Below are 8,594 nucleotides of genomic sequence, written 5' to 3'. Positions count from 1 at the left end.
ACTCAACAATTTTATTACGATCAACAATAGATAAATCAGAAAATTTCATAACGAGCAATACCTCCAAATGTTAGTTTTTCGTTTTGTCTAACATTTGGGGTACAGCTCATAATAATTGTTGCTTTATTTTACTCATCAGTTGTTTTTGGTACCAGAACCTATGGCTTTACTCAGGTAATAAGTGTATTAACTGATAAAAGCTCAGCTGACTTTTTTGCAATTTATGAGTATAGAATTCCGAGATCCATATGTGCAGTATTTGTAGGTATGGGGTTTGCTATTTCTGGGCTAATGATTCAAAGCGTATTAAACAATGATCTAGCTTCAGGAGAAACTCTTGGTATAAACAACTGTGCTGGTTTGTTTTCGGTTATATCTATAATTTTTTTACCGGCTTTAGCGAACTTTACCCTCCCATTATTTGCATTAATTGGGGGTGTTTTTAGTTTTCTATTCATTTGTTTAATTGTGAGAAAGAAAATTCTCACGACAAATATAATTATTATAGGTGTAGCTTTAGCAACTTTGTATTCAAGTATAACTAACTTTGCGTTACTTAGTTTTAAAGTAGACCTTAGTTCTACCTTAGTTTGGTTAACTGGATCTTTATGGGGTAGAACTTGGACGCAGGTTTATTATTATATTCCTTGGTTAATCTTGTTTAGTAGCTTAGCTATTTTTGCTTGCAAAGTTTTAGATCTTTTTCTTTTGGGAGACGTTAAAGTTAAAAATTTAGGCTGCGATGTTTTTAAATGCCGTCTTCTAATTTTACTTCTAGCTACAATCATTACATCTTTAGCAGTATCAGTAACTGGTCCTATAGCTTTTATTGGATTAATAGCTCCTCATATAGCGCGAAAAATGTTTGGAAGTAAACATTTGTATCTCCTTTTTGGAGCTGCATTTATTGGTGCAATTCTTTTACTGAGTGCTGACTTACTAGCTAGAGTAATAAAACCACCTGTAGAGTTTCCTACAGGAGTTTTAACTTCTGTAATTGGAGCTCCTTATTTCTTCTACTTATTGATCAAAAGGCGTAACTAAAATGACAATACAAGTAAAATCTTTATCTGTTGGTTACGATAAAAAAGAAGTCTTACATGATCTAACTTTTGAATTACCTCAAAATAAAATTGTCGCTCTTCTTGGGGTAAATGGATGTGGTAAGTCTACACTACTTAAAACTTTAGCAAATATCCAATCTCCACTTAGTGGTGAAGTTTTGGTTGATGGTAAAAATGTTGCAGAGTATAGTAATAGAGAGTTAGCTAAAAAGTTAGCTTTTTTACCGCAATATCATGAAGTAATTGAAGGTATCAATGTATATGACTTTGTTGCTTTTGGTAGAACGCCATATTTAGGTCTATTTGGTAAACTCAGTCAGAAAGACAAAGAAAGAATTGAGTACGCTTTGCAGATAACCAATACTACTCATTTGCAGAATAAACTATTTAGTGAGCTATCTGGAGGACAAAGACAAAGTGTTTGTATAGCAATGGCTATTGCACAGGACACTGAGTATGTTTTGTTAGATGAACCCACTACATATTTAGACCTATATAACCAGCTGGAGTTAATGAAGATAATCAATAAGCTTAAAGACTTGAATAAAACCATAATCATGGTGATCCATGATTTAAACCAAGCTTTTCGTTACTGTGATTACTTATATGTATTCCATGACAAAAGATTATCTTGTCATGGTGAGCCTAATGAAATTATTAACGAAACTATGCTCAAAGAAAACTTTAAGCTGGAAGGTGTGGTAGAAAAATGTATTATTTCTAAGCAACCTTGTTTCTATGCGTATTAATTTAATCCTCCTAGTTTTCTAGGAGGTATTTTTGTGTAATAATTTACCCATTCGCTTGTAAATTTGTTATAATTGTTAGTAGTAATTTAGCTATTAGCCTATTGATATCTAAATTAAAGTACATAAATAAATTTGTATAAAAATTTATCTATTGGTTTGTATCGAAACTTCACTTAAAAATTGAGGTGAATTGTTACGATTTTTATAAAAACTTTTTGTTTTTGAGTGATATATGGCAGAAATCGAAACAAAACCAAGACGTCGTAAAAGACGCAAATCAAATTTACCTGATCCTATTAAGTTAGCCAATAATTATATAGAAGTACTAATTGCAAAATTGGCGATAAAGAAAAAGAGAAGAATAAAAATTCTATCTTTATACCCACAAATAGACGAAAGAACGGAAAATACATTTGCAGCTGAAAAAGTTGACGGTCTTCTCGGCAAGCAGTTAGACACTTGGTATGATTCAGCCGATCTTATAGTTAAATCAGAAGGTGCTGTTAAAAGTATTTATTATGAGAGAATTAAACAGTTAAAGGTTTTTACTTATAATTTAAATACTAAAGTTAACTACTTAACCCATGATCCTAAATCTCCTTTAAGATCATTTTATGAACGTGAAAACATTAAAAACGCGGAAAAGGTAGCTGGCTTTACTAACAGCGTGACTAATAAAAAGATTTAGTGGCTAATCTCTTGAGAGGTTAGCTTTTATTTTTGGTTCAATGTTAAAAGTATTATTAAATAAACCAGAATTAAGACGTTACTTTCTATCACATGTATTCCCAAGTATAGAAAGATTATACGATGATTTAATAAATTCATTTCCAGAGTTACAACAATTTACTTTCCATGAGATTACCTCAACGCTGAAAGAATTTGACTGGATATATGAAAGTTCTTATGGTATTTATGTATACCCATCTAAACGTAGACTTAAATTATTTAGAATTTCTGTAGCAGCTACAGGCGTAGGCTTTGCTAGTGAAATCAAAGAATCTGAAGCTAATTTAGATTTTGTTAAGAAAGAAAAGAAAGAGACAGATATTTTTATACCTCGCACAACTGTTGATTTAATGCACTTTTTAGATGGGGATGTATTCTATTCTGATCTTGATCAAAATAAAATTGATTCTAACAGATGTGTTTTTATCTTCAAAAAACTAGCAAATGATATTCGTGTTTGTGATGTTAGAAAGAATAATACGAAGTTCCTTACAAAAGACTTTGTCGCTTATGTTCCTAATGGTGATCATATAGATATAGTTAATCTTTCTGCAACAAAGAGAGCTAGAGAAGAATTTAAAGATAAAGATGGTTATCTAGGAATTATTCGTCAAGTTCGTAATTTTGCTTTTGCAGAGCATGGCGGTTTCATTGCTATAGAACACGAGTATGTTCTGGATAGAATTTTTAATTCAGAGTCTGAAATTACAAATACGATTAATTCTATCTTAGGTAAATTCAGCTTACCAGATGCTTTCTCTGACAATGTCCTAGCCGAAGCTAGATCTTATGGAGAAGAAGTCCCTGATTATGATCTAAAAGTTCGTAAAGATTTAACAAAGCTAAACTTTGTGACAATTGATGGGGAAGATGCTAAAGATTTTGATGATGCAGTATATTGTCAAAGATTAGAAGATAATAGTGGATGGCGTTTATATGTTGCGATTGCAGACGTATCTTACTATGTGCGTGAAGGTAGTTTCTTAGACGAAAGTGCACGCACACGTGCAACATCTATATATTTCCCTACACGTGTAGTACCAATGCTACCTGAAGAGTTATCTAATGGTCTATGTTCGATCAATCCAAATGTAAAACGTTTTACATTAGTTTGTGAGATGACTATTAATAATAAAGGTAAATTAAACTCTTATGAGTTTTACCAAGCATGTATTATTAGTAAAAATCGTTATACTTATAACCAAGTTCAGAATATAATTGACTCTGGCTTTAGTGAATTGAAAAACTCTACAGTTGAGTTAAACCAAGATTTAGCAAATTTATTCCAACTATATCAAGCATTAACCTATGCTAGAGATGAGCGTGGAGCAATTGCTATTGAAAGTTCTGAGCCTAAATTTAAATTCAACGAAGATGGTACTATTGAGGGAATGTATTTCCTTAATCGTAAAGATGCTCATAAAATGATTGAAGAGCTAATGATCATTACAAACGTAGCTGCAGCTAAGTATGTATATGATAATAATGCACCAGCTCCAAATCGAAATCACAGCATTCCTACGGTTGAAAGAATAACTAGTTTAAATAATTATTTAGTAAACTTCGATATTGCTGTTCCTCCTTTCCCTACGCCAAAAGATTATCAAGATCTTGCAAAAGTCATTGATAAATTACCTAGTGAAAGAGAATTAGTTTATACGCAAATGCTTAGATCACTACCTCGAGCAGTGTATGAAACTGATTCTAAAGGGCATTTTGGTCTAGCTTTAGAGAAGTATGCTCAGTTTACTAGTCCAATACGTCGTTATCCTGACTTATTATTACACCGCGTAATCAAATCTATTATTTTCGAAAAAGATCAACTTGCGGGTTATATGCAAGGTGCTTTTAGATACCAAGCGGAGATGATGGACGCTTTATGTGAGTACTGCTCAAGTACAGAATTTAAAGTAGAAAAAGCAGGCTATGATTTCTTAGATTGGATTAAATGTCGTTTTATGCAACGTTATCTTGGTAAGGAATTTGTTGCAATAGTATCTACAATAACTAAAAATGGTCTATTTGTTACTATTCCTGATTACCAAATTGATGGTTTTATCTCTTTTATGGGCGAAGATAAGCCTTTATTAAATAAATTAAAGAAAACCGCTAAATTAAGAGATAGATTAAAGGTTATTGTCAATAAGATCTCGTTACATGATCGTAGAATTGAGTTTATCTTAGAAAATCAGAAGGTTTCAGAGCCGAGACCTCCGGTAGAGCGTTTAGTACACCGTTTAGGAAGATTAGATCTTCCTACCGAGAATGAAAAACCGCAAAGAAGTAATAGTAAATTTAAATCTAAGCGCAACAATAGAAAAAGAAAATGAAGTTATTACGTTTAGATAAAATAATTGCTGATAATACAAATCTATCTCGCAAAGATGTACAAAAGTTAGCTAAAAATAACTTAATCATGGTTAATGGGGAGATTTGTAATAAGGTAACTGAAAAATTTAATCCAGAAGAGATAGATATTGTTATCGATGGAGAGCACATTGTTCTTAATTACAAACCTTCAGTTTTAATTTTTAATAAACCTGAAGGTTATGTTTGTGCTAACCATGATGATGTTAATCTCACAGTGTTCCATTTACTGCCTGACGGCTATAATAGTTTCCACTGTGTTGGAAGATTAGATCTTGATACTTCTGGGTTACTACTTTTAACAAACGATGGAAACTTTTCTCATCGTTTAAGTTCTCCAAAACATCACGTTGCTAAAAAATATTACGTTACTCTAGCAGATCCTTATGAAGATTCTTACTTAATACAAATGCAAGAGGGGATTCTTTTACGTGGGGAAAGAGATAAAACTAAACCTGCTATTTTAGAGTTTACTGATGACCCTTATAGAGTGTATTTAACAATCACTGAAGGAAGATATCATCAGGTGAAACGTATGTTTGGTGCTTTAGGAAATAAGGTTGTTGAATTACAAAGAGTTGCTATAGGTAACTTAACTTTACCTGAAGATTTAGCTGAAGGTGAATATTTAGAAGTGGATGTAGCTGAAGCTCTTGCTTTAATCAATGGGAGCGATTAAATGGCAGAAAAAGAAATAAGTTTTGTTGAATTATCAAATAAGCAAGATAGCCAAATTAATACGGACTTCACTACAGTTTTTGAAGACCTTATTCAGGAATTTGACGGATTAATCAATTCAAACATTAATATGAGTCAAAAATTGACTTTGGCTTGCGAATTACTAAAAACTTCGATTAATCTAAATAAAACTTTACTTGAAAAACTACAGAAAAACATAAATGAAAAATAAGTTACTAATTATCTCGAGCATCTTACTAAGTGGTTCGATAACTACAGCAAATGCTCTTACTTGGAACTATGATAATAAGTTTTTCTTAGATTTTAATGCAAGATTACAGTTTTCTGCATTAGAATTTTCAGAAGATTATTATCCAAGTAAAGATGGGTATAAAAATAGCTTTATTGCAATTACCCCATACTATAAGATCAATAATGCTTATGTTGGAGCAACCTATGTGGGGCGCTACACTTTAGATACAAATAATAATTTAAGAAGAGATGAAAATGCTAAATTCTCATCTAGTCAATATTATGTATTTGTTAAGAGTCCTACACTTGGTCAGACATCTATTGGTAAAACTTCTGGTATCTTAGAAGACTATTTTTTAGGTGTGCAAAACTTTGGTATTAGCTCAACTAATTTTTTACCTTTAAGTCTAGACACTTACCATGAAGGCATGTGGAAATACACAAGCTCAAAAAATAAATACTATGATTATGGTTTTAGCTTTGTCCACAATGCAAGTGATGACTCTGGTACTTATTCTCAAATTGCTGGTAACATCAACTGGACATTTAACTTAACTGATAAGCAAAAGCTAAAAGTTTTAACTTTATTCGCTTCACAGAAAAATATTACAGAAGAAGCTTATAGATTTAAAACTCATCCATACTCTGCAGGCTTAGCTTACTCTTATGGAGATTATGTTGAAGTTAAAGCTGTTGGTTATAAAGCACATGAGCGAGTATATAACTTAAACACAGGTAGTAACTTAAAAAATAATGTTTATGGAGTTATTTATAGTTTAAGAATCTCTCCAATTAAATATTTAGATCTATATGGACGTTATATTTACAATAAAGTAGATAACAAGAATAACGTAGACAATGTTACTCTTTTAGGTGATACCGTACAAGCAAATAATAGCTTTAAACAACGCGTAATTACTTATGGAGCGCAAGTAAAACTATTTGACTATGGTTTTATCTATGTAGATCACTCTCGCATTTTAGAGAATGCTACAAATGATAGTAATACTCAAACATACAACTTTACACAAGTTGGTTGGGGTGTACAATTTTAAATAAAAAAAAGAAGCCTTAGTTGGCTTCTTTTTTTATTAGTTTTTCACACGGTTTAGGTATTCACCAGAACGTGTATCTACACGGATAACTTCACCGATTTGTACGAATAAAGGTACTCTTACTACTGCACCAGTTGATAAAGTAGCTGGTTTACCACCTGTACCTGCTGTATCACCTTTAAGACCTGGATCTGTATCAACAACTTCAAGGTCTACAAAGTTAGGTGGTTGTACACCGATTGGACGACCGTCCCATAAAGTGATAATACATACAGCTTGGTCTGTTAACCATTTAGCAGCATCACCTACAACGTCAACACTCGCAGCGATTTGCTCGAATGATTCGTCATTCATAAAGTGATAGAACTCACCATCATTGTAAAGATAAGTTAAGTTGATATCAAAAACATCAGCAGCTTCTACAGTTTCACCTGATTTAAATACTACCTGTAAAACTTTACCAGAAATTAATTTCTTGATACGTGTACGGTTGAATGCTTGACCTTTACCAGGTTTAACAAATTCATTTTCTACGATAGTACAAGGTTCACCTTCGTAAAGGAATTTTAACCCAGGTTTAAAATCACTTGTTGAAAAAACAGCCATTAAATCCTCTGTAATAATTTTAATTTTTAAATGTTTGTCTAAAAACAATTAGCTATATTTTAGCACAAACGAGCCAGTTTTTTAAAGAAACGTGGTATAATATTGCAAGCGTGGAGGAGCTAAACAAGATGATAACTTCATACTATTTAGACAATCTTAAATTAAAGCGCGAAGACAGCATAACTAAAGAAAAGTTAGAAAAAGCTATTTGGATAGATTTAATTGATGCTTCAGAGCAAGATCGTCAATTCATTGAAGAAACGCTAGATATTAATTTCGTTTCAAAATTAGAACTTGAAGATATTGAGGCTTCTGCTCGTTTCTTTGAAGACGAAGATGGTTTACATCTCCACTCATTCTTTTTCTATGAAGATGAAGATGACTACGCAGATTTAGAGACCGTAGCCTTCACTATAAAAAATGATCAATTATATAGTATTCGTACTAGAGAGCTAACACCATTTCGCTTATACCGATTAAGATCTTTGCACCAGAGTTTAACTAATGGTAATGCTTATGAGATTTTACTAGATATTTTCGAAACTAAAATCGAGCAAATAGCTGACTTAATCGAAGATACTTATGCTAGCTTAGAAGTTTTAACAAGAAAGATTTTACTTTCAGATAATGGTCGTGATTTAGATGTTGCCATTGAAGAATTAACTTACTTTGAGGACTTAACCTCTAAAATTAATACTTCAATTATGGATACCAACCGCGCACTTAGTTTCTTATTACGTAAAACAAGATTACCTAATGAGTTAATTGAACAAGCGCGTGATATTTTCCGCGATATTGAATCGATTAAACCTAACAATGATCTATTATTTACACGTATTAGCTTCTTAATGGATGCTTCTATGGGTTTAATTAATATTGAACAGAACCGTATTATCAAAATGTTCTCTGTCATGTCAGTAATATTCCTACCTCCTACATTAGTAGCTTCTATGTACGGAATGAACTTTGATAGTATGCCAGAGTTACATTGGAAATATGGTTATCCATATGCAATTGCATTTATGATATTATCTGCAGTCATTTGTTTATGTATATTCAAATGGCGTAAATGGTTATAAACATATAAAAAAGGA

Annotated in this window: 9 protein-coding genes; 8 read left to right on the top strand and 1 reads right to left on the bottom strand. The window is 32.1% G+C overall.

Annotation, left to right across the window (positions count from 1 at the left end; translation table 11 throughout):
- Nucleotides 1–57 precede the first annotated feature (57 nt).
- The 7 genes from CKF54_RS05260 to CKF54_RS05230 all read left to right on the top strand — a co-directional run bounded on the left by CKF54_RS05260 (nucleotide 58) and on the right by CKF54_RS05230 (nucleotide 6,894).
- Complete coding sequence (locus CKF54_RS05260; protein ID WP_119525315.1) at nucleotides 58–1,044, top strand: iron chelate uptake ABC transporter family permease subunit; 987 nt, start codon at nucleotides 58–60, stop codon at nucleotides 1,042–1,044.
- Between the two features lies 1 nt (nucleotide 1,045).
- Nucleotides 1,046–1,813 carry an ABC transporter ATP-binding protein gene (locus CKF54_RS05255; RefSeq protein WP_119525314.1) on the top strand — a complete coding sequence of 256 codons (768 nt, stop codon included), beginning with the start codon at nucleotides 1,046–1,048 and terminating at the stop codon, nucleotides 1,811–1,813.
- A gap of 232 nt (nucleotides 1,814–2,045) precedes the next feature.
- Nucleotides 2,046–2,501, top strand: coding sequence for a hypothetical protein (locus CKF54_RS05250; RefSeq protein ID WP_119525313.1), 456 nt, complete (start codon nucleotides 2,046–2,048; stop codon nucleotides 2,499–2,501).
- Nucleotides 2,502–2,541: 40 nt separating this feature from the next.
- Complete coding sequence (locus CKF54_RS05245; protein ID WP_119525312.1) at nucleotides 2,542–4,872, top strand: ribonuclease R family protein; 2,331 nt, start codon at nucleotides 2,542–2,544, stop codon at nucleotides 4,870–4,872.
- On the top strand, nucleotides 4,869–5,588 hold the full coding sequence (locus tag CKF54_RS05240; protein ID WP_119525311.1) for a pseudouridine synthase: 720 nt from the start codon (nucleotides 4,869–4,871) through the stop codon (nucleotides 5,586–5,588). The genes CKF54_RS05245 and CKF54_RS05240 overlap by 4 nt, the downstream gene beginning before the upstream one ends.
- Complete coding sequence (locus CKF54_RS05235) at nucleotides 5,589–5,819, top strand: hypothetical protein (RefSeq protein WP_119525310.1); 231 nt, start codon at nucleotides 5,589–5,591, stop codon at nucleotides 5,817–5,819.
- Nucleotides 5,809–6,894, top strand: coding sequence for a hypothetical protein (locus CKF54_RS05230; protein ID WP_119525309.1), 1,086 nt, complete (start codon nucleotides 5,809–5,811; stop codon nucleotides 6,892–6,894). Before CKF54_RS05235 ends, CKF54_RS05230 begins: the two co-directional genes overlap by 11 nt.
- 36 nt (nucleotides 6,895–6,930) lie before the next feature.
- On the opposite strand, the gene efp is transcribed toward CKF54_RS05230, so the two are convergent.
- Nucleotides 6,931–7,500, bottom strand: coding sequence for an elongation factor P (efp, locus tag CKF54_RS05225; protein ID WP_119525308.1), 570 nt, complete (start codon nucleotides 7,498–7,500; stop codon nucleotides 6,931–6,933).
- 128 nt (nucleotides 7,501–7,628) lie between these two features.
- On the opposite strand from efp, the gene corA reads away from it, so the two are divergent.
- Entirely contained in the window at nucleotides 7,629–8,579 is a 951-nt protein-coding gene (gene corA, locus CKF54_RS05220) for a magnesium/cobalt transporter CorA (protein ID WP_119525307.1), read from the top strand.
- Nucleotides 8,580–8,594 lie beyond the last annotated feature (15 nt).

It is taken from the genome of Psittacicella hinzii (genome assembly GCF_003585885.1).
GTDB lineage: Bacteria > Pseudomonadota > Gammaproteobacteria > Enterobacterales > Psittacicellaceae > Psittacicella.
Note: the sequence above shows the minus strand (reverse complement) of the source record. Positions and strands in the feature narration are given on the sequence as shown.

Excerpts from the sequence above, each read along its gene's own strand:
- corA (WP_119525307.1), top strand. The coding sequence starts at position 7,629 with ATGATAACTTCATACTATTTAGACAATCTTAAATTAAAGCGCGAAGAC.
- CKF54_RS05250 (WP_119525313.1), top strand. The coding sequence starts at position 2,046 with ATGGCAGAAATCGAAACAAAACCAAGACGTCGTAAAAGACGCAAATCA.
- efp (WP_119525308.1), bottom strand. The coding sequence starts at position 7,500 with ATGGCTGTTTTTTCAACAAGTGATTTTAAACCTGGGTTAAAATTCCTT.
- CKF54_RS05245 (WP_119525312.1), top strand. The coding sequence starts at position 2,542 with ATGTTAAAAGTATTATTAAATAAACCAGAATTAAGACGTTACTTTCTA.
- CKF54_RS05255 (WP_119525314.1), top strand. The coding sequence starts at position 1,046 with ATGACAATACAAGTAAAATCTTTATCTGTTGGTTACGATAAAAAAGAA.
- CKF54_RS05230 (WP_119525309.1), top strand. The coding sequence starts at position 5,809 with ATGAAAAATAAGTTACTAATTATCTCGAGCATCTTACTAAGTGGTTCG.
- CKF54_RS05235 (WP_119525310.1), top strand. The coding sequence starts at position 5,589 with ATGGCAGAAAAAGAAATAAGTTTTGTTGAATTATCAAATAAGCAAGAT.
- CKF54_RS05240 (WP_119525311.1), top strand. The coding sequence starts at position 4,869 with ATGAAGTTATTACGTTTAGATAAAATAATTGCTGATAATACAAATCTA.